This window comes from Blastomonas sp. AAP25 (assembly GCF_001295965.1).
Lineage (GTDB): Bacteria > Pseudomonadota > Alphaproteobacteria > Sphingomonadales > Sphingomonadaceae > Blastomonas > Blastomonas fulva.
Genome location: NZ_LJHP01000005.1, coordinates 586,997 through 604,990, shown reverse-complemented (window position 1 = coordinate 604,990; position 17,994 = coordinate 586,997). Strand labels below are relative to the sequence as shown.

The following is a 17,994-nucleotide window of genomic DNA, read 5'->3' as shown; positions in this document are numbered from 1 at the left end:
CCGACAGCCCCTCGATCCTCAACGCCTCGCCCGAGAGTGCGGCAGGCGGCGGGCTGGCCTGGCTACAGACGGGAGACGTCATCCGCATCGATCTCAACACCGGGCGCTGCGACGCACTGGTCGACGAAGCCGAGATCGCACGGCGCAAGCAGCACCTCCCTGCCCCGCCGATCCCGCCCAGCAACACGCCATGGGAAGAACTGTACCGGGAAAAGACCAGCCAGCTCGCCGATGGCGGCGTGCTGGAAATGGCGATCAAATATCGCGGAACATCGCAAAGGACACCGCGGCACAACCACTGACACGGGCGCGCCGCGGAGTCCGGTGGGAGACACCATGCCGGCAGCACCCCACCAATCGCGGCAAACGCCAGGGCTTGCGCGATCGCCCCTCAGCTGCGGTGTCCTATCTCGGTGAGCTTGGCCCATTCGCGAGATGCTCAGCGAATGGGTGAATGGTGCCCAGAAGAGGACTCGAACCTCCACGCCCTTGCGAGCGCCAGCACCTGAAGCTGGTGCGTCTACCAATTCCGCCATCTGGGCACGGGGTAGGAGCGGGCCACTAGCCTGACTGTTTGCGGGCGTCAACAGGCTGGTGCGATTTGGGCCAAAAGAATTTGTCCACAGGCAGCAAGGCGTTGACGGGTTTGCGCAATTGGGCCGTTGCCTCGGGCGGTTGGCTGATGCAAAGGCGTGCTGGACAGACTGGCCGCGGCGGCACCTGCCGGCGACGCTGCGGACACGCAGAGCAACTCACGGGACTTGAACCATGCGCGACACACTGATCACGATCTTTGGCGGCGGCGGATTTCTGGGACGGCACATCACCCAGCGCCTCACCGCAGCAGGCGCCCGCGTGCGCATTGCCCAGCGCAACATCCGCATCGCGCAGGATGTGAAGCCGCTGGGCAATCTGGGCCAGACCCAATTGGTCGCCGCCGATATCCGCAAGCCCGAGACGGTGGCGCGCGCGGTGCACGGCGCCGATGCGGTGATCAACCTGGTCGGGATCCTCAAGGGCGATTTCGACGCCTTCCACCATATCGGTGCGGCCAATGTCGCGCAGGCAGCGGCAGCTGCCGGCTGCGCATCGCTGGTGCACGTCTCGGCGATCGGGGCCGATGCGAATTCCAAGAGCGGTTATGGCCGCAGCAAGGCCGATGGCGAAGCCGCGGTGCGTGCCGCCTTCCCCAACGCCACCATCCTGCGCCCCTCGATCGTGTTCGGCCGCGAGGACCAGTTCGTGAACCGCTTTGCCGGGCTGATCGCATCGCTGCCGGTGGTGCCGATCATCGGCGGCAAGGCCAGATTCCAGCCGGTCTATGTCGACGACGTCGCCGAGGCCGTGGCGATGAGCCTGATCGATCCGGCGCGCTTTGGCGGGCAGACGTTCGAGCTGGGCGGCCCCGAGACGATCAGCATGGCCGACCTCAACCAGCGCATCGCCAAGGAAATCGGTGCCGATCGCAGCTTCATCGCGATGCCCGATTCGCTCTCCGGGCTGATGGCGGGGCTCACGGGCTGGCTGCCGGGCGCGCCGATCACCAGCGACCAATGGGCAATGTTGCAGACCGATAATGTCGTGGCCGCCGGCGCGAGCGGCTTCGAGGCATTCGGCATCACGCCCACGCCGATGGCCGCGGTGATCGGCGATTATCTGGTCCGGTTCCGCAAGCACGGCCGCTTTGGCGTGCGCACCAAGCCCAAGGTTGGCTGAGGCCGCTCCGGCGGGCTGCTCACCGGCGCCCGCCGATTGCGCGCCGCGTCAGGCGGGTTGTTCCGCCTGCCACAGCGCCAGCGAGGCGCTGAGCTGACGCTCGGCCTGCATCCGCGCGGTATCGCGGTCCAGCCCCAGCGCGCCTGCCAGCTGCGCGCCCATCAGCGAATCGCCCAAGGCCATGGTGCACAGCACCAGCGTATCCTCATGCAGCGTGCGGCCCTCGGGCCCATGCTCGGCGAGTTCATCGACCAATTGGTGGATCGCCTCGACGATCGGGTCGAGCGCGTCCTCGTTGCCCGACAGCAGCATCCAGCAGGCCAGCGCCCCTGCCCCTTCGCGGTCGAACGCATCGAACGCAAGATCGACGATCTCGCGCGTGGCGCCCTCGCCGCTGCGCAATTTGACCACCGCTGCGCCGATCGTCTGGCAGATCGATTGCGCAAGATATTCCGCCAGCGCCTTCTGCAGCCCCGACGCCGAGCCGAAATGGTGGAGCAGATTGGCATGGGTGCGCCCGATTCGCCCGGACACAGCCTTGAGCGTCACCGCCTGCGGTCCGGTTTCGATCAGCAGATCACGAGCAGCACCCAGAGCGGCGGAGCGGCTTTCCTCGGGACTCAGCCGTCTTTTCGCTATTGACATCTATGTAAGTAACCTTATTGTCAAAACTGTAAGCAACACCCCAGCATTATGGACCCCGCCATGAACGCTCCGCAATCCTTTTCGACTCCGCAAACGCCGGACCGCCAGCACACCCCCGCCGATCTGGAGCTGGTCATCCGTGACCGCCGCTTCGGCCGCGATTCGGCGCAGCGCCGCTGGTGGCTGGGCGGAGACCCGGTCGCCACCGCGTTCTACAACGCGCTGTCGGTCACCTTCCCCAAGGGAGAGGCGTTCTTCATCGAGAGCGTGAAGGCATTCCGCGAAGGCACGCCTGAGCGGCTGGCAAACGAGATCCGCGCGTTCGTGAAGCAGGAGATCAACCACACCCGCGAGCATGTCGCCTTCAACCGCCGCGTGGTGGATGCAGGCTATGACGTGCGCGCGCTGGAAGACCATGTCGATCAGGCGCTGGCGCTCACCAAGGACAAGCCCAAGATCGCCAACCTCGCCTCGACCATGGCGCTCGAGCATTTCACCGCGATCATCGCGCAGCAGCTGCTCGCCAACCCCAAGCACCTCGAAAACGCCGATGCCGAATCGCGCGATCTGTGGCGCTGGCACGCCATGGAAGAGATCGAGCACAAGGGCGTCGCCTTTGACACCTGGAACTTTGCTACCAGGGGCTGGAGCCGCTGGCAGCGCTGGAAGGTCAAGTCGCTGGTGATGCTGATCGTCACCAAGAATTTCATGGTCCACCGCGCACACGGCATGCTCGAACTGCTGCGGCAGGACGGGCTGACCGGCCCCAAGGTATGGGCGCAATTGTTCTGGTATGCCTTTGGCAACCCCGGCATGGCGCGCAAGATCATTCTGCCTTGGATCAGCTATTTTCTGCCCGGCTTCCACCCGTGGAAGCACGACGACCGCTATCTGATCCAGCTCGCCGAAAGCGACTATCGCGACGCGGTAATGGACAAGGCCCCGACGCTGGTTCCGGCGGAGTAAGTCGCCCGCTCACTTATGAATAGCCGTCACCCCCGCGAAGGCGGGGGACCCGCTTCTGTACTCACGGTTCGGAAAAAAGCGGGATTCCCGCGTTCGCGGGAATGACGAGCCAGGGTGGCGGCACCAGCCTAGACCATCGGTTTCCTCGCCCGCAGCGCCTGTGCCAGCGTACCCTCGTCGAGATAATCGAGCTCACCGCCCATCGGCAGGCCCTGCGCCAGCTGGGTGAGCCGTACCGGATAGCCCTCGAGCCGCTCGGCGAGATAATGCGCGGTGGTCTGCCCCTCGAGCGTGGCGTTCATCGCCAGCACGACCTCGTCGATCCCGCCAGCAGCAACCCGCGCGACCAGCGAGGCGACCCCCAGATCCTCGGGGCCGATGCCGTCGAGCGCCGACAAACGCCCGCCCAGCACATGATAGCGCCCGACGAACAGCCGCGAGCGATCGAGCGCCCACAGGTCCGAGACCTCCTCGACCACGCACAGACTGCGTGGATCGCGGCGCGGATCGGTGCAGATGCCGCACGGGTTCTGCGTATCGACATTGCCGCAGATCTCGCAGGTCGACAGGTTGGCGCGCACCCGCTCCATCGCATCCACCAGCGGGGTGAACGCGGTTTCGCGCTTCTTGAGCAGATACAGCACCGCGCGGCGCGCCGATCGCGGCCCCAGCCCGGGAAGCCGGGCCAGCGCGGTTGCCAGATCCTCAATCTCTTGCGATGCCATGACCTGAGCATTAGGGGCGAGGCGAACCGCCTGCAAAAGAAAAGTCACCAAGCCTCATGCGCATCGCCTTTATGGGAACCCCCGATTTCGCCGTGCCGACACTGCAGGCGCTGGTCGATGCCGGGCACGAGATCGCCGCGGTCTACAGCCAGCCACCGCGCCCCGCCAATCGCGGCAAGAAGCTTACCCCCTCGCCTGTCCAGCAACGCGCCGAGCAGCTGGGGCTGGAAGTGCGCACCCCTGTGTCGCTCAAGGGCGAAGACGAAAAGCGAGCGTTCGCCGCGCTCGATCTCGATGCCTGCGTGGTCGCGGCCTATGGCCTGATCCTGCCGCGCGCGGTGCTTGATGCGCCGCGTCACGGCTGCCTCAACGTGCACGGTTCGCTACTGCCGCGCTGGCGCGGCGCCGCGCCGGTGCAGCGCGCGATCCTCGCCGGCGATGGGCAAACGGGCGTCACGATCATGCAGATGGAGGCCGGGCTCGACACCGGGCCGATGCTGCTCAAGGGCGAGACTGCGGTGGACGGAAAGACGGCGGGCGAGCTGACCAGCGAGATCGCGCAGATCGGCGCGCGGCTGATGGTGCAGGTGCTCGGCGACCTTGGCGCTTATCCTCCGCAAGTTCAGCCCGACGAGGGCGTGACCTACGCCGCCAAGATCGACAAGGCCGAGGCGCGGCTGGATTTCACCCGCAGCGCCATCGAGGTCGAGCGGCAGGTGCGCGCGTTCAATCCGATGCCGGGCGCATTCTTCGAGCTGAACGGCGAACGCGTGCGGGTGCATTCGGCGGAGGTTGTCGAAGGAACAGCCGCGCCCGGCAGCATCCTAGACGACCGCCTCGCAATCGCCTGCGCCAATGGCGCGATCCGCCCGGTGATCATCCAGCGCGCGGGCCGTCCGGCGATGGCCCTCGACGACTTTCTGCGTGGGTTTGCCGTTGTGCCGGGCAAGGTCATCGCATGACCCGCTTCGCGCTGACGCTCGAGTTCGACGGCGGGCCCTATATGGGTCTGCAGCGGCAGCCGCATGGCCCCAGCATCCAGCAGCATGTCGAGGATGCCGCGCACGCCATCACCGGCGAGCAGGTGACGCTGCACGCTGCCGGTCGGACCGACGCGGGCGTCCACGCGCTGGCGATGCGCGCACATGTCGATATCGAAAAGCCGATCGATCCCTTCCGGCTGATGGAAGCGCTGAACGCCAAATTGCGCCCCGAGCCGATCGCGGTGCTCGCCTGCGAGGTCGTGCCCGATGACTGGCATGCGCGCTTCTCGTGCCTGGGCCGGTCGTACATCTACCGCATCACCAACCGCCGCGCGCCGCTGACCCTCGAGCGCGGCAGAGCGTGGCAGGTCTCGGCGCCGCTCGATGCTGCAGCAATGCATCATGCTGCGCAGCATCTGGTCGGGCATCACGACTTCACGACGTTTCGTTCGGTGCATTGTCAGGCGGCGAGCCCGGTCAAGACGCTCGATCGGCTCGACGTGGTGCGCGATGGCGACGAGATCGACATCCACGCCGCCGCGCGCTCGTTCCTGCACCATCAGGTGCGCTCGATGGTCGGCTGCCTGGTGCTGGTGGGGCGCGGCAAATGGTCCGCCGATGACCTCAAGGCCGCGTTGGACGCCAGGGACCGTGCGGCGCTGGGGTTCAATGCTCCGCCCGATGGACTGTACTTTGCCGGGGCGGTGTATCCATAGTCTTTCCCCTTCCGCTTGCAGGAGGGGAAAGACTAGAACACCCGATCCAGCGCCTTGTCGAGCATCCACAATTGCCACAGCAGCCGCGCATTGTCGCTGCGGCCTGCGATATGCGCTTCGGCGACCTCGCTCAGTCGCGCGGTGTTGAACCATCCGCTGCGCGCCAGCGCCGAGCCCGACGCGATGGCGCGCGCCTGCTCTACCAGCGGCCCGCGGAACCACTGCGCGATCGGGCTTACGAAGCCCATCTTGGGGCGGTAGAGGATGTCATCGGGCAGCGTGCCGCGCATCGCGCGTTTCATCAACCACTTGCCCTGCCCGCCGCGCACGCGCATCGCGTCGGGCAACGTCGCGGCAAACTCGATCAGCCGGTAGTCGAGCAGAGGCTCGCGCGCCTCGAGACTGACCGCCATGCTGGTGCGGTCGACCTTGGTCAGGATGTCGCCGGGCAGCCACAATTTCATGTCGGCATATTGCGCAGCATCAAGGCCCGTGCGCGCGGGTGCAGCCTCCATCAGCGCGATCATGTGATCCTCGCCGCGATAGCTGCCGAGCGCATTGCGCTGGCTGTCCGAATAGAGCGCATGCCGCTGTGCGTAGCCGGTGACGCCGACTGCATCGGTATAGCCTTCCGCCCCGGTCCGGGCCAAGGACAGCAGCGTCGCTTTGGCGCGCAGCGGCCGCGGCGCCCAGTCGGCCTTGGGATAGAGCGCTCCCAGCGCACCGAACACCGGTCCGCGCAAGGATTGCGGCAACAGGTTGCGCACCCGCTCTTCGCCATGGTGAAACACATGGCGGCGATATCCGGCAAATGCCTCGTCGGCGCCATCGCCCGACAGCGCAACGGTGACGTTCTCGCGCGCCAGCTGGCACACGCGGAAGGTGGGCAGCATCGAGGCATCGGCGAAGGGCTCGTCGAACTGTGCTGCAACCTGGTCGATGATACCGATGTCGTCGGGCGAAACCGTCCGGCTGCGGTGCTCGGTCGCAAAGCGCTCGGCGATCCGCCGCGCATAATCGCTCTCGTCGAGCGCGGCGACATCGAAGCCGATGCTGCAGGTCTTCACCGCCTGCGTGCTGCGTTCCGCCATCAGCGCGACCACAGTCGAGCTGTCGACGCCGCCCGACAGGAATGCGCCCAAGGGTACGTCGGCGACCATGCGTGAGGCCACCGCCTCGCGCATATGGTGCATCAATTCGGCCTCGAGATCGGCGACCGAGCCGCGCGCGCGGCACGAGAAATCGACATCCCAGTACTGCACCGGGGCTGGCAGCAGCTTGCCGCGCTCGAGCATCAGATAATGGCCCGCGGGCAGCTTCTTCACGCCTGCAACAAAGCAGCGGTGATCGGGGACGTAACCGAACGCGAGATAGTCATCGACCGCCTGCGCATCGGGCGCGCGGCGCAGCGCCGGGTGCGCGAGCAGGCCCTTGAGCTCGGAAGCAAAGATCACGCTGCCATCGGGGAGCGGCGCATAATGCAGCGGCTTCACCCCCAGGCGATCGCGCGCGATGAACAGCCTCTGGGTGCGCTGGTTGTGGATCGCGAAGGCGAACATGCCGTTCAGCCGGTCGAGACAGCCCACCCCCCATTGTCGCCACGCACCCAGGATCACCTCGGTATCGCCTGAGGTGCGGAAGCGGTGGCCCAGCGCGGAAAGCTCGGCGCGGACCTCCTGGAAATTGTAGATCTCGCCATTGAACGTCAGCACATCGGCTTCGTCCTCGCTCAGCATCGGCTGCGCGCTGCCCGCAAGGTCGATGATCGAGAGGCGAAGGTGCCCGAGGCCGATGCCCGGCGCGGTCCAGCAGCCATTGCCGTCCGGGCCGCGGTGCAGCATCGCATCGGTCATCAGCCGGATGCGCGCCGGATCGACCGGCTTGGCGGTCTCGAGATGGAAGATGCCCGCAATCCCGCACATGGCTCAGCGCTCCGCCAGCACGGCTTCGGCAAGCTTGCGCGCGCCACCGGCATCGGCGAGCAGCGCATCGATCGCCGCGCGCTCGGACCCGTTGCCGCTGCGCTCTGCCGAAACGATCAGGATCATCGCGCTCTGGCTACGGCGCAGCAGACGCGCCTTGAGCGATTCGAGCCGGATACCGAGGTTGCTGCCGGTCTGTACATCACCGACGCGGTAGAAGGTCGCGACATCGCGCACAACCCGGCCCGGTCCGGTGATGATGTCCGCGCGGCCATCGGCAAGCGCAGGCCCCGCCTCCACCCACGACCAGGTGCCATCGGGATCGAGCGCACCCTGGCCGAAGCCGGTGATCTCGCGGCCTTCGGACTGGCCGTCATACAATGCGGCAAACACATCGACCCGCCTGCCATCGCGGACGAAAGTGGCGATGAGCGTGCGGTTGCTGGCATCGGCGCGCGGAGTCCATTCGGCGGTCGGGTCATAGCTTTGCCGCTGCCATCCAGCGATATCGGGCAGCGTGTCGCGCGCAGGGAGAGATGCCGGCGCGGGCAATCCGGCGAGCGCCCAGCCCAGCGGCGCTGCGACCAGCAGCGCAGCGCCGATCAGCACCGGGCGCGGCTGCGGGCCGGCCTTGCGCGATTGCACTGCCAGCCGTTCGGCCAGCGCCGGCTCGATGAACGGATCGGTGACCTGCCGGTCGAAGAACCGCCAGCCGATCGCCATCACCAGCAGAAGCACCAAAGCGAAGAACACCCAGCCATAGAAGATGTGATCGAACCCGGCGGCAAAATCGAGCCCGTGATGATGCGCGATATAGATCGTCCCGAACGCACGCACGCCATTGGCAAGCACAGGAACGACGATCGCGACCGCAATGATGCCGATCCGGCGCGGCCAGCTCTTGAAGCAGACATTGGCAACCAGCACGCCATAAGCGAGCATCGCGATCAGGAACTTCACCCCCGAGCACGCCTCGGCAACACGGAACAAGGCGGTGGGGGTCGAGATGAACACGCCCTCGATATGCGCAGGAATGCCGGTCATGCCGAGCAATGCCATCGAGATATCGGCGGTGATCACCTGCAGCCGCGGCACCAGCTCCTCGCCCACCGGCACAAGGAACAGGGCATAGCCCAGCGGGAACAGAAGCGCCCTTGCCACCTGCGGCCCGAGCAGCGCCAGCGTGCTGCCCTGCAGGAACATTACCAGCGCCAGATGCCGCGCGAGCGCGACCCCGGCCGCCTCGCCCAGCACCCAGCCGCCGGCAGCGGCGGCCATTACCACCAGCCCGGGTGCCCAGACCGAGGGCGCGATGCGCTTGAGCTCGTCTTCGCGCTGCATCACCAGCCAGCCGAGGATGAAGGGGATGAGCAGGATGTGGTTGAAGGTGGAGCTGTCCCACCAGATCATCACCATATCCGCAGCGTCGCGCGCGAACACCAGCAGGATCGCGGCCCAGGCCACGCCCAGCCGGATCAGGGCCATGCGCCAGGCGGCGCTCAGCGGCTGCGGGGAGACGGGGACCGCATCGGCGGCGATGCTGGCCATGTCAGGCTGCACTCTGCAGCGCGGGGACCGGCGCATCGAGCCAGCGCATGAGCGGCGCCAGTTGCGCATCCCATTGGTAGCATTGCAGCATGTGCGCGCGCGCCGCCTGCCCCATCGCCGTGCCCCTCGCCGGGTCGGCGGCCAGGGCATTGACGGCGGCGGCCATCGCGGCGTCATCATGCGCGATCATGAAATGCTTGCCATCCTCGGCGATGATCCCCTCAGCGGCGGCGGCGGACGCCACCACAGGGCGCGCCATCGCCATCGCCTCGAGCACCTTGTTCTGTATCCCGCGCGCGATCCGCAAGGGCGCGACCACGACATCGGCCGAGGCGATCCAGGGACGGATGTCCTCGACCGCGCCGGCCACGTTCACCCCCGCTAGGCTGGCAAGCGCGCGGACCGCAGCGACCGGATTGCGCCCGACGATGTGGAAGCATGCATCAGGGTGTTCGGCGCGAACAGCCGGCAGCACTTGGCGCGCAAAATGCACCACCGCATCGACATTGGGCGCGTAGTCCATCTGCCCGGTGAACACGAGGTGCGGGCCGTTGTCCTGCGCATAAGGCGCGGGCGCGACCCCGGCGGGATCATAAGCGACGGTATCGATGCCGTTGCTGATCCCCTCGACGCGGACAGAGGGATCGCCCAGCGTCTCGCGAAACAGCGCCGCTTCTGCCGGGCTGACAAACAGCGACAGATCGGCGCGGCGCGCCACGGTCTGTTCGAACGCACCCAGGAGCCGCGCCTCGCGCGCGTGCACCAGCTTCATCGGTCCCTGCGCAGCATCGGCATAGGCTGCGAACTTGGCCGAATCCATGTCGACGAAATCCATGACGACGCGGCCCGCAAAGCTTGGCGGAATGAACTGCGCCATCTGCCCCGAAAAGACGAAGATCGTGTCGATCGGCCGCGTGGCGATCAGGCGGCTGACGAAGTGGCCGATCTCGGCACTTTCGAACGCCACCAGCGACACCGGCTTGCCGGCGGCAAGCGCATTGAGCCCCGCGCGCAGGTTGGAAATGGTCCGCCGCACCAGCACATGGCTGGTCGCGGTCCAGGCTAGCTCGACCTCGGCGGCCATGTCCGCATCGGTCTCGCCAAAGGTCGCGACATGCACGGGCCCACGCGCGGCGAGCGCGCGCAGCATCGCGCACGAACGGATCTTGTCGCCGCGGTCTGGCGGAAACGGAATGCGGTGCGCAAGGAAGAGCGTTTCGCCCATCTCAGCCAAGCCCGTTCGCGATCAGCGGCCCCAGACGGTTGGCGATTGGCAACGGCAGCCGCTGCCACAAGGCGATCTGCAGCCGGTATTTGGGGCTCAGCGGATTGACGTCGCGCGGCGGCTGGCCATCGGCGTTGCGGATCGCATAGCTCAAGGGCGAAGGCTCGAAGCCCCAGTTCTTCTTGAACGCGAACGCGCCGCTGCCGACCTTGGAGCGGCCGAAATCGAAACGGGTGCAGCCACGCCGCCGGGCGTGGTTCATCAGCGCATAATACATGATGTCGTTGGCGCGAAGACCGCGCGCCGCCCAGACGCCGCCGCCCCAGAAGGGCATCACGGTGCCGCGATGATAGAGGTTGAGCACGCTCGCCACCGGAATATCGTCGTGCAGCACGGTGAGGATGTCGGCATCGTCGCCCAAGCCATCGAGCACCGCCTCGAACAGCGCGCGCGGGAACACCGGGGTGCCGAGGTTGCGGACGCTTGTCGCATAGACCGCATAATGCTGCTCGCGGTCGATTGCGCCGGTGCCGGTGCGCACCACCAGATCATTGGCAAGCCCCTTGCGGACCTCGGCGCGCTGCTTGCGCGGCACCCATTCAAGCTGCTTCTGGTCGGCATCCGGACCATCGGCGACCAGATCGGCGACAAAGCCTGCGTGCGCGTTCGACTTGATCGTCCAGGCCGGATCGTCAGGCAGCCAGCCGCCGCGCAGCTCGAGCGTCGGGGCGCTGTAGCGCTCGGCCAGCTGCCAGGCGGCATCGGCGAGCGCCTGCGCGCTGGCGCCATCGCTGGCGAGGATCCCGCCATCGACCGAGAAGCCTGCCGACACCATCACGCGCCCGAACAGCGGAGAATGCACCGCGTGCAGCGGCAGATAGCCGGTGAGCGATCCGGCGGCATCCTCTGCGACCAGCGCCAGGAAATCATGGCCGGTCGAGCGCGCCACGGCCTCCCCCCAGGCGATCCGGTGGAACGCGGTCGCCTCCTCGCGGCTATCGATCCAGGTAGACAGCCCCGCGCGCTCCTGCGGGTCGGCGAGGTTCGCCAGACGCACCGAGGGCGCAGTGCACGTCGGGGGCACGAAATGCAGCATCACAACCGCCCCGCCGCAAGCGGCAGCGCTATCTCGTCGATCCGGCACCAGTGGAAATCGCGCGTCAACTGCTCGAGCTTGCCCGCCATCGCGCCCAGCCCGGTATAGTGCCGCACCCGCGACTTGAGCGGGGCATTGGCGACGCGCGGCTGATCTGGATCGACCTCCCACGGATGGAAATAGAAGATCGCGGGCTGCCCATCGGTGCCGTTGACCCGGCGCAGCGCCCACTTGGACAGCGCATAAGGCAGGATGCGGAAGAACCCGCCACCGCCTGCACCAAAGCGACGCTCGCCGAGCTCGACCGTGGTCACCGGCAGTTCGATCAGGTCCGATCCCTCCACGGGGTGAAACGCAAAGCGCGGCGCGGCGCGCCAGCCATAATGGTCATGCGCGATGGGCGCTACACTCGACGAATAGGCATAGCCCTGCTCGGCCAGGATCGGGTGCGCCCAGGGGGTGCGCTGGTCGATCGAGAAGCTCGGCGCGCGATAGCCGCGGATCGCCACGCCACCTGCGTCTTCCAGAGCGGCGCGTGCGCGATCGATATCGGCACGAAACTGGTCGGGCGTCATGGTGAAAACGCGGGTGTGATCCCAGCCGTGGCTGGCGATCTCGTGCCCCTCCGCGATGATCCGGCGGATCAGCCCGGGATGGCGATGCGCGACCCAGCCCAGGGTGAAGAACGTCGCCTTGACCCCGCAGCGCGCGAACAGATCGAGCACCGCACCGGTGTTGAATTCCACCCGGCTGGCGATGCCGTCCCAGTCGCCGGACGCAATCGTGTTCTCGAACGCGCCGACCTGGAAATACTCTTCGACATCGACCGACAGGCCGTTGACGATGGCGCGCGGATCGGTGCGATCTGGTCCCAGCGATGCTTCGCGCACGGTATTAGACTCCTGGCAAACGGCAGTAACGACCCAAGACTTCGGGCGACGATTTCAGGCGGCCTGGCCCTTGGGCCACATGCCGGCGGATTCGTCCTCGACCCAGCCTACCAGCAAAGCGAGCACGCGGTGCAATGCCTTTTGCTGCTCGGCCTGCTGTTCCTCAAGCGCATGGATGCGCGCGAGCAGCGGTGCAAGATCGACCGGCGCAGTCTTGGGAGCTGCCTCCAGCGCCTGGACCCGGTCAAGCGCGGCCTGGAGTTCATTGACCAGGAACTTGCGCTCGGTTTCCTGCTGCCCGGCAAAGGCGCGGACCTCGGCGACGAACTGGTTGAAGTCGGCCTTGCTGACTTCGGGGATCACGGGCGCGGCCATCGCGGCCACAGGCGCTTGCGGGGTCGTCGCAACCGATGCGGAATGCGCGGCATGGGTAGCCGCGCTCGCGAGCGCGGCCTCGTTGTCCCAATCGTCATCGGTCATCGCATCGACCGCAAGGTCCGCGACCACGGCCTCGACCAGCGCGGCATCGATCGTTTCGCGGTTGTCCACCGCCGCCATCAGCAGCACGCGGTTGATCAGCATGTTGATCTTGCGCGGGATACCGCCGGTTTCAGCGAACAGCCTTGCCCACAGATCCTCGGCAAAGGCGGGGCGACCCTGCCAGCCGACCAGCTTCATCCGGTGTTCGATATAGGGCTGCACCTCGTACAGATCCATCGCGCCCAGATGGTGGGTCGCGATGATCCGCTGGCGCAACTGCTCCAGCCCGGGCGCGCCCTGCACCGATGCGCGGAACTCGGGCTGGCCGAGCAGGAAGATCTGCAGCAGCGGGTGGCTGCCCAGCTGGAAGTTCGACAGCATCCGCAGCTCCTCGAGCGCGGGCAGCGGCAGGTTCTGCGATTCATCGACCACCAGCAGGCAGCGGCGTCCGGCGCGCGCCTCGGTGTGGAGGAAATGCTCGATCGCGCCCAGCGTGCCGGTCTTGTCGAGCCCCGCGGTCGGCACGCCGAAGCTGCTGGCGACCATGTGCAGCAGATCATCGCCCTTGAGCTGGGTGGTGACGATCTGGGCAGCGGTCAGCCGCGCCTTGTCCACGGTCTGCATCAGATGCGCGACCAATGTCGACTTGCCCGCACCGATCTCGCCGGTGATGATGATGAACCCCTCACCCTGCGCCAGGCCATAGCCCAGGTACGACATCGCCTTGCGGTGCGTCGCGCTCTCGAAATAGAAGCGCGGGTCGGGGGTCAGCTGAAAGGGCCGTCCGGTGAGGCCATAATGAGTTTCGTACATGGGCTTGCCCCCTGATATGGATCTAAGAACTTACTGGAACGAATAGCGCAGCGCCAGCAGCGCGGACGCCACCAGGCTGCTTTCGAAGCCCTTGGGATCGAAATAATCGAGCCCCAGCGCGACGCTGCCCGAGAAGCGGTTGGTGAAGTTGCGGGCATAGGCGGCGTTGGTGCCAAGCCCCATCACATCGCTTCCCGCGCCGTTGAGCACCTGGCCGGGTCCGTTTTCCAGATAGGTCGCATAGACCGTGCCGGTCACGCTCGACCGGGCATCGAGCTGCTTGGCGCCGACATAGCTGGCGAACCAGATTTCATCGATCGTCTGGTCGAACCCTGCCAGCGCGCCGGTGTCTGCGGCAAAGAACTTGCGGCGGCTGTAGCCGGCGCCCAGCCCGTGCGTCCAGCTGCCGCTGTTCAGGCTGATCTGGCCGGTAACGCCGCGCGTGCGGAAGAACGAAGAGGCGACCGACTGCAGCGAATCGTTCAGGCAGTTGCCGCCGCCCCCGCCGAAGACGCAGGAGTTGAGATCGCCGCTCAGCGGGTTGCGCGTCGCATCGAACTGGGTGGGCAGACCTGCGAGGCTGTCGTTCAGCCGCGAACCGAACCCGGTCACCAGATCGTACACCGTCAGGTTCGCCGCCAGCCGCTGACTGGGGGTGTAAGTGAACGATCCGTAATAGGTCATGCTGTCATAGCGTTTGCCGACCCGCGCCTCGAGCGAGGTGCGACGGCTGGGCCGCCACAGCACGCCGACATCCCAGATCAGGCCATCCTGATCATAGGACAGCAGCCGGGGCGAGCTCTTGTCGGTCAGGAGGCGGCCGTCATTGCCGACCAGCGGGTTGCCCGCCGCATCGCGCAACGCGTTCCGCTCCGAAATCTCGATATCTTCATAGCCCACGCCGCCGACCAATGCGAGCGTCGGGCTCACCGGCACGGTGATGTCGGCGCGCACGATCTTGTCCTCGAAGCGCTGGTCGAGCTGGCTGGTATCCTCGCGATAATAGCCGCCGCTGACCGACCATCCCACAGGCAGGAAGCCGCCGGGCTGTTGGCCAATCGCGAGGCTCGCCGCGTGGTTGACGCTATCGCCGAAGATGTCGACCGGACGCTGGCCGACCGGCAGAACGACGGTGTCCGCCTCTACCTTGGTATAGCCGATGCGATAGGCCGCGTTGACATCGACCGTGCCGACCTGCGTGGCCAGCGTCGGTCCGGCATAAAGCGAATAGACTTGGGTGACGTTATCCGACCCGCCGATGAGGTTGCTGGGGGCAGCACCTGCGCCATCGATCCGCGAACGCAGACCCAGCGCACCCGCCTCGATCGAAAGCGTGTTGGGGATGATCTGATAGTTGGCGCGGGCGATGCCGCTGACGACATCCTCATCGCCGAACTGGTCGTTCCAGGAAAAGCGCCGCTCGTAGCGCAGGCTGACCTGCGCCTCGGCGCGCGACGACTGCACCGCGGCATCCACGCCCACCGCCACCAGGCTGTAGGTCAGCAGGTCACCGCCGTTCTTGATATCGCTGAACAGCACCTGGCCGACTTCCAGATACGGGATCACAGCGGTGCGCTGACGCCCCCCGCCGACATCACTGCCCTGGCCGCCGCCGCCCTGCTGCGCGTGCGCCGCCTGGGGCACGGCGGCAAGCGCGAAGGCCAGCGCGGTCAACGGCAAGCCGTGTTTGGCATTCTTGAAAGCAGACCATTTCGCCATGGTCATTCTCCATATCCATAATAGGACCCGAAGCTGCGGCCAGACGGGGAGAATTTGACCCCGTTGAGCAGCAGCTGAATCTGGTTGCAGCCTGAAATCAGTCCCAGCGCATCGCGCAGCGCGCGCTCGCTGGTGACATCGGCGCGCACCACCATCAGCGCATGGCCAACATGCTGGGCGAGCGTTGCTGCGGGCGATGCGGCGAGCAGCGGCGGCGAATCGAAGATCACGATCCGGCCCGGATGGCCATCGGTGAGCCTGGCGAGCACCTCAAGCGTGCGCGCCGAAGCGAGATATTCGCTGTCGGTGTTGGTCTGGCGCCCGGCGGGCAGGACGGAAAGCCCGCGAATGTCGGTGGGGATGATTTAATCCTCGACCGCCACCGAAGGATCGGCCAGCGCATCCATCAGGCCGCGCTGTCCCTCTATCCCGAGCGAGGAGAGGATGCTGGGCTTGGCGAAATCGGCATCGACCAGCAGCACATCATGATCCTGCTCGGTCGCGATCGACAGGGCAAGGTTGATCGCGCTGTAGGTCTTGCCTTCGTTGGGCTGCGCCGAACAGATCAGGATGCGCTGCGCCGCTGCGCCAAGGCCGGCATTGGCCTCTGCCTGGATGCTGGCGAGCAAGCGGCGTTTGACGATGCGGAACTCTTCGGAAATGCTCGTCACCGGGCCATCGGGCACGATGAACGCGCGCTCGCGCATCTGGTCGCGGTCGATTGCCGCAACCGGAAGGCTGGGGCGCATCCGCGGGCGAGCAACCGCAGCGGCGGCGGCAACAGGCGCGGGTGCAGGAGCGGCGGAAGCGGCAGCCGGAGCGGGAGCCGCAACCGGCGCGGGCGCAGCGGCAGGCGCGGGAGGCTCGTCCGACGGGGCGTCGGGCAGCTGAGGCGCGGGCTGGTTCAGGCTCTTGCGGAAATCGTACATGTCCGCCGCCCGCTCGATCAGCGAGGGCGTGCCACTGGATTTGTCCGGCGAGGAAATGGGGTCGTGCATCGTCATGTCTTTCTTGCCCCTCACACCACCGAACCGCGCTGGATGAACTCGATCACCAACAGCAGCAGGAACACGCCCACCAGCGCGCCTCCCGATCCGACATAAAGCCGCAGCTTGCGCTTGCGTTCGTCCCGCTGGGCCTGGGTCAGCATCTGCGAGATCGATCCGATCACCGGCAGGCCGCTGGCGGCTTCGAGCTTGGCGGCGGTGGGATAGCTGGCGCTGAGCTGGCCGAGCGCGAACGCCCCGCCGATGCCCCCGCCGATTCCGGCGAGCAGCACCGCGATCAGCAGCAGCGGGCGGTTGGGCGCGATCGGAGTGCGCGGGCTGGACGGCGGGGTGATCAGGTCGAAGCGGACCGCATCGGTCTGCGTTTCCACCTGCCCGCGCAGCCGCACCTGCTCGCGGTCGGCGAGCAGCTTGTCGTACTGGGTCTTGAGCACTTCATAATCGCGCGCGATCCGCGCCTGCTCGGCGGCGACGCCGGGCTCCTGGATCTGCTTGGCGACCATCGCGTTCATCTCGCCCTGCAGCGCAGCCTTGCGCGATTGCAGCGCGGTGACCGCCGCCTGGCGCTCGGCCCGCATGCTGATCAGCGAGCTGTAGGCGGGGTTGGAGACGCCATAGCTGGTGCTTGCGCCTGCGCCCGCTGCCTTGAGCGCGGCGATCTGGTTCTTGAGCGCCTGGACATCGGGATGCTGGTCGGTAAGGCCGCGCGCCTTCATGCCCGCAAGCTCGCCCTGCGCCTGTGCGAGCGGATTGACCCCGCCGCCGCTGGCACCGCCCGCGATGGTCTGCGGGGTTCCGGCGATCTGGCCGTTGATCGCGGCGAGCGCACTCTGTGCGGCGATCAGCTGCGAATCGATCTGGTTGATCTCGACCCGGCCGGTTTCGAGCCGCTGGCTGACCGATCCGATGCCGGGCAGCATGCCCAGATTCTCGGTCTCGAACTTCACGCGCTTCTGCTCGGCGATCTCGAGCTCTTTCTGCCTTTTGGCGAGCTGCTCGTCGAGGAAACGCAGCGTGTCGCTGGTCTCGCCGCGTCCGCCTGCGAGGTTCTCCTCGACGAAGATGTCGATCAGCTTCTGCACGACATCGCGCGCCAGAGTCGCCGCTTCGCCGTCGGAACGGCCGCCGGCGGACATCGTCGCGGAGATCTCGAACAGATTGTCCTGCTCGGACTTGATCTTGATCGCGGTGCGAAGGCCATTCACGGCGCCCTCGATCTCGCGCGGGGTGACGAGGTTCTTGCCGAGGTCCGTGCCGCGCACGACCTTGCCCAGATTGGCGGCCGAGGTCAGAGTCTGCTCGACGGTGTCGATCTGCTTCTGCCGTTCGACCGGACTGATGCCGGTATTCTCGGGCAGGATCGCCTTGGTCTGGACAAAAAGCTTGGCCTGCGATTCATAAGTGTTGGGGATCAACGCGACCGCCAGCCAGCCGAGCACGCAAATGCCCCAGGCAATCGCCATCGCCAGCCAGCGGCGCTGCCACACGCTGTGAACCGCAATCCGGAATTCTTCGTACAGGCCAGTCATCGGTCGGGCTTTTC

General features: G+C 66.6%; 15 protein-coding genes, 1 tRNA gene and 1 pseudogene. 5 read left to right on the top strand and 12 right to left on the bottom strand.

Translation table 11 applies throughout. The features are described from left to right. A partial coding sequence (locus IP68_RS07550; RefSeq protein ID WP_054134313.1) for a dihydroxy-acid dehydratase occupies positions 1-302 on the top strand: 302 nt, incomplete at its 5' end. 153 nt (positions 303-455) lie between these two features. Here IP68_RS07550 and IP68_RS07545 read toward each other — a convergent pair. Further along, positions 456-542 (bottom strand) — tRNA-Leu (locus IP68_RS07545). Positions 543-768: 226 nt separating this feature from the next. On the opposite strand from IP68_RS07545, the gene IP68_RS07540 reads away from it, so the two are divergent. After that, a complete protein-coding gene (locus IP68_RS07540) occupies positions 769-1,716 on the top strand; it encodes a complex I NDUFA9 subunit family protein (protein WP_054134312.1) in 948 nt (315 codons plus the stop codon). Positions 1,717-1,764: 48 nt separating this feature from the next. Here IP68_RS07540 and IP68_RS07535 read toward each other — a convergent pair whose 3' ends face one another. After that, on the bottom strand, positions 1,765-2,361 hold the full coding sequence (locus IP68_RS07535; protein WP_054134311.1) for a TetR/AcrR family transcriptional regulator: 597 nt from the start codon (positions 2,359-2,361) through the stop codon (positions 1,765-1,767). Positions 2,362-2,421: 60 nt separating this feature from the next. Here IP68_RS07535 and IP68_RS07530 point away from each other — a divergent pair, with 60 nt between their 5' ends. Then, on the top strand, positions 2,422-3,327 hold the full coding sequence (locus tag IP68_RS07530; RefSeq protein WP_054134379.1) for a metal-dependent hydrolase: 906 nt from the start codon (positions 2,422-2,424) through the stop codon (positions 3,325-3,327). A 128-nt stretch (positions 3,328-3,455) separates the two neighbouring features. Here IP68_RS07530 and recR read toward each other — a convergent pair whose 3' ends face one another. Continuing rightward, positions 3,456-4,052: a recombination mediator RecR gene (recR, locus tag IP68_RS07525; RefSeq protein ID WP_054134310.1), complete on the bottom strand. Its 597-nt coding sequence runs from the start codon at positions 4,050-4,052 to the stop codon at positions 3,456-3,458. Between the two features lie 56 nt (positions 4,053-4,108). Between recR and fmt the strand changes: the two genes are divergently transcribed. Together fmt and truA are read left to right on the top strand one after the other, a co-directional pair. Then, a complete protein-coding gene (fmt, locus tag IP68_RS07520; RefSeq protein WP_054134309.1) occupies positions 4,109-5,014 on the top strand; it encodes a methionyl-tRNA formyltransferase in 906 nt (301 codons plus the stop codon). Next, a complete protein-coding gene (truA, locus tag IP68_RS07515; RefSeq protein WP_054134308.1) occupies positions 5,011-5,751 on the top strand; it encodes a tRNA pseudouridine(38-40) synthase TruA in 741 nt (246 codons plus the stop codon). The genes fmt and truA overlap by 4 nt, the downstream gene beginning before the upstream one ends. Before the next feature lie 32 nt (positions 5,752-5,783). Here truA and IP68_RS07510 read toward each other — a convergent pair whose 3' ends face one another. From IP68_RS07510 to IP68_RS07470, 9 genes and pseudogenes are all read right to left on the bottom strand, one after another. Continuing rightward, positions 5,784-7,673, bottom strand: a complete 1,890-nt coding sequence (locus IP68_RS07510; RefSeq protein ID WP_054134307.1) for an XrtA/PEP-CTERM system amidotransferase — start codon at positions 7,671-7,673, stop codon at positions 5,784-5,786. Positions 7,674-7,676: 3 nt separating this feature from the next. After that, complete coding sequence (gene xrtA, locus IP68_RS07505; protein ID WP_054134306.1) at positions 7,677-9,221, bottom strand: exosortase A; 1,545 nt, start codon at positions 9,219-9,221, stop codon at positions 7,677-7,679. A 1-nt stretch (position 9,222) separates the two neighbouring features. Beyond that, a complete protein-coding gene (locus IP68_RS07500; RefSeq protein WP_054134305.1) occupies positions 9,223-10,446 on the bottom strand; it encodes a TIGR03087 family PEP-CTERM/XrtA system glycosyltransferase in 1,224 nt (407 codons plus the stop codon). A gap of 1 nt (position 10,447) precedes the next feature. Then, the gene (locus IP68_RS07495; protein WP_054134304.1) at positions 10,448-11,542 is read right to left on the bottom strand and encodes a FemAB family XrtA/PEP-CTERM system-associated protein; all 1,095 of its coding nucleotides are present in this window, start codon (positions 11,540-11,542) and stop codon (positions 10,448-10,450) included. Next, the gene (locus IP68_RS07490) at positions 11,542-12,432 is read right to left on the bottom strand and encodes an XrtA system polysaccharide deacetylase (protein WP_082382190.1); all 891 of its coding nucleotides are present in this window, start codon (positions 12,430-12,432) and stop codon (positions 11,542-11,544) included. The genes IP68_RS07495 and IP68_RS07490 overlap by 1 nt, the downstream gene beginning before the upstream one ends. A 54-nt stretch (positions 12,433-12,486) precedes the next feature. After that, positions 12,487-13,725 (bottom strand): XrtA/PEP-CTERM system-associated ATPase, encoded by a 1,239-nt coding sequence (locus tag IP68_RS07485; RefSeq protein WP_054134303.1) that lies wholly within the window; start codon positions 13,723-13,725, stop codon positions 12,487-12,489. Positions 13,726-13,755: 30 nt separating this feature from the next. Then, on the bottom strand, positions 13,756-15,444 hold the full coding sequence (locus IP68_RS07480) for a hypothetical protein (RefSeq protein WP_054134302.1): 1,689 nt from the start codon (positions 15,442-15,444) through the stop codon (positions 13,756-13,758). Positions 15,445-15,446: 2 nt separating this feature from the next. After that, positions 15,447-16,448, bottom strand: a pseudogene (locus tag IP68_RS07475) (capsular biosynthesis protein). Between the two features lie 14 nt (positions 16,449-16,462). Continuing rightward, a complete protein-coding gene (locus IP68_RS07470; protein ID WP_054134301.1) occupies positions 16,463-17,980 on the bottom strand; it encodes an XrtA system polysaccharide chain length determinant in 1,518 nt (505 codons plus the stop codon). Positions 17,981-17,994: the final 14 nt, after the last annotated feature.

Coding starts and splice junctions, on each gene's coding strand:
- IP68_RS07540 (WP_054134312.1), top strand. CDS start 769: ATGCGCGACACACTGATCACGATCTTTGGCGGCGGCGGATTTCTGGGA.
- IP68_RS07535 (WP_054134311.1), bottom strand. CDS start 2,361: ATGTCAATAGCGAAAAGACGGCTGAGTCCCGAGGAAAGCCGCTCCGCC.
- IP68_RS07530 (WP_054134379.1), top strand. CDS start 2,422: ATGAACGCTCCGCAATCCTTTTCGACTCCGCAAACGCCGGACCGCCAG.
- recR (WP_054134310.1), bottom strand. CDS start 4,052: ATGGCATCGCAAGAGATTGAGGATCTGGCAACCGCGCTGGCCCGGCTT.
- fmt (WP_054134309.1), top strand. CDS start 4,109: ATGCGCATCGCCTTTATGGGAACCCCCGATTTCGCCGTGCCGACACTG.
- truA (WP_054134308.1), top strand. CDS start 5,011: ATGACCCGCTTCGCGCTGACGCTCGAGTTCGACGGCGGGCCCTATATG.
- IP68_RS07510 (WP_054134307.1), bottom strand. CDS start 7,673: ATGTGCGGGATTGCGGGCATCTTCCATCTCGAGACCGCCAAGCCGGTC.
- xrtA (WP_054134306.1), bottom strand. CDS start 9,221: ATGGCCAGCATCGCCGCCGATGCGGTCCCCGTCTCCCCGCAGCCGCTG.
- IP68_RS07500 (WP_054134305.1), bottom strand. CDS start 10,446: ATGGGCGAAACGCTCTTCCTTGCGCACCGCATTCCGTTTCCGCCAGAC.
- IP68_RS07495 (WP_054134304.1), bottom strand. CDS start 11,542: ATGCTGCATTTCGTGCCCCCGACGTGCACTGCGCCCTCGGTGCGTCTG.
- IP68_RS07485 (WP_054134303.1), bottom strand. CDS start 13,725: ATGTACGAAACTCATTATGGCCTCACCGGACGGCCCTTTCAGCTGACC.
- IP68_RS07480 (WP_054134302.1), bottom strand. CDS start 15,444: ATGGCGAAATGGTCTGCTTTCAAGAATGCCAAACACGGCTTGCCGTTG.
- IP68_RS07470 (WP_054134301.1), bottom strand. CDS start 17,980: ATGACTGGCCTGTACGAAGAATTCCGGATTGCGGTTCACAGCGTGTGG.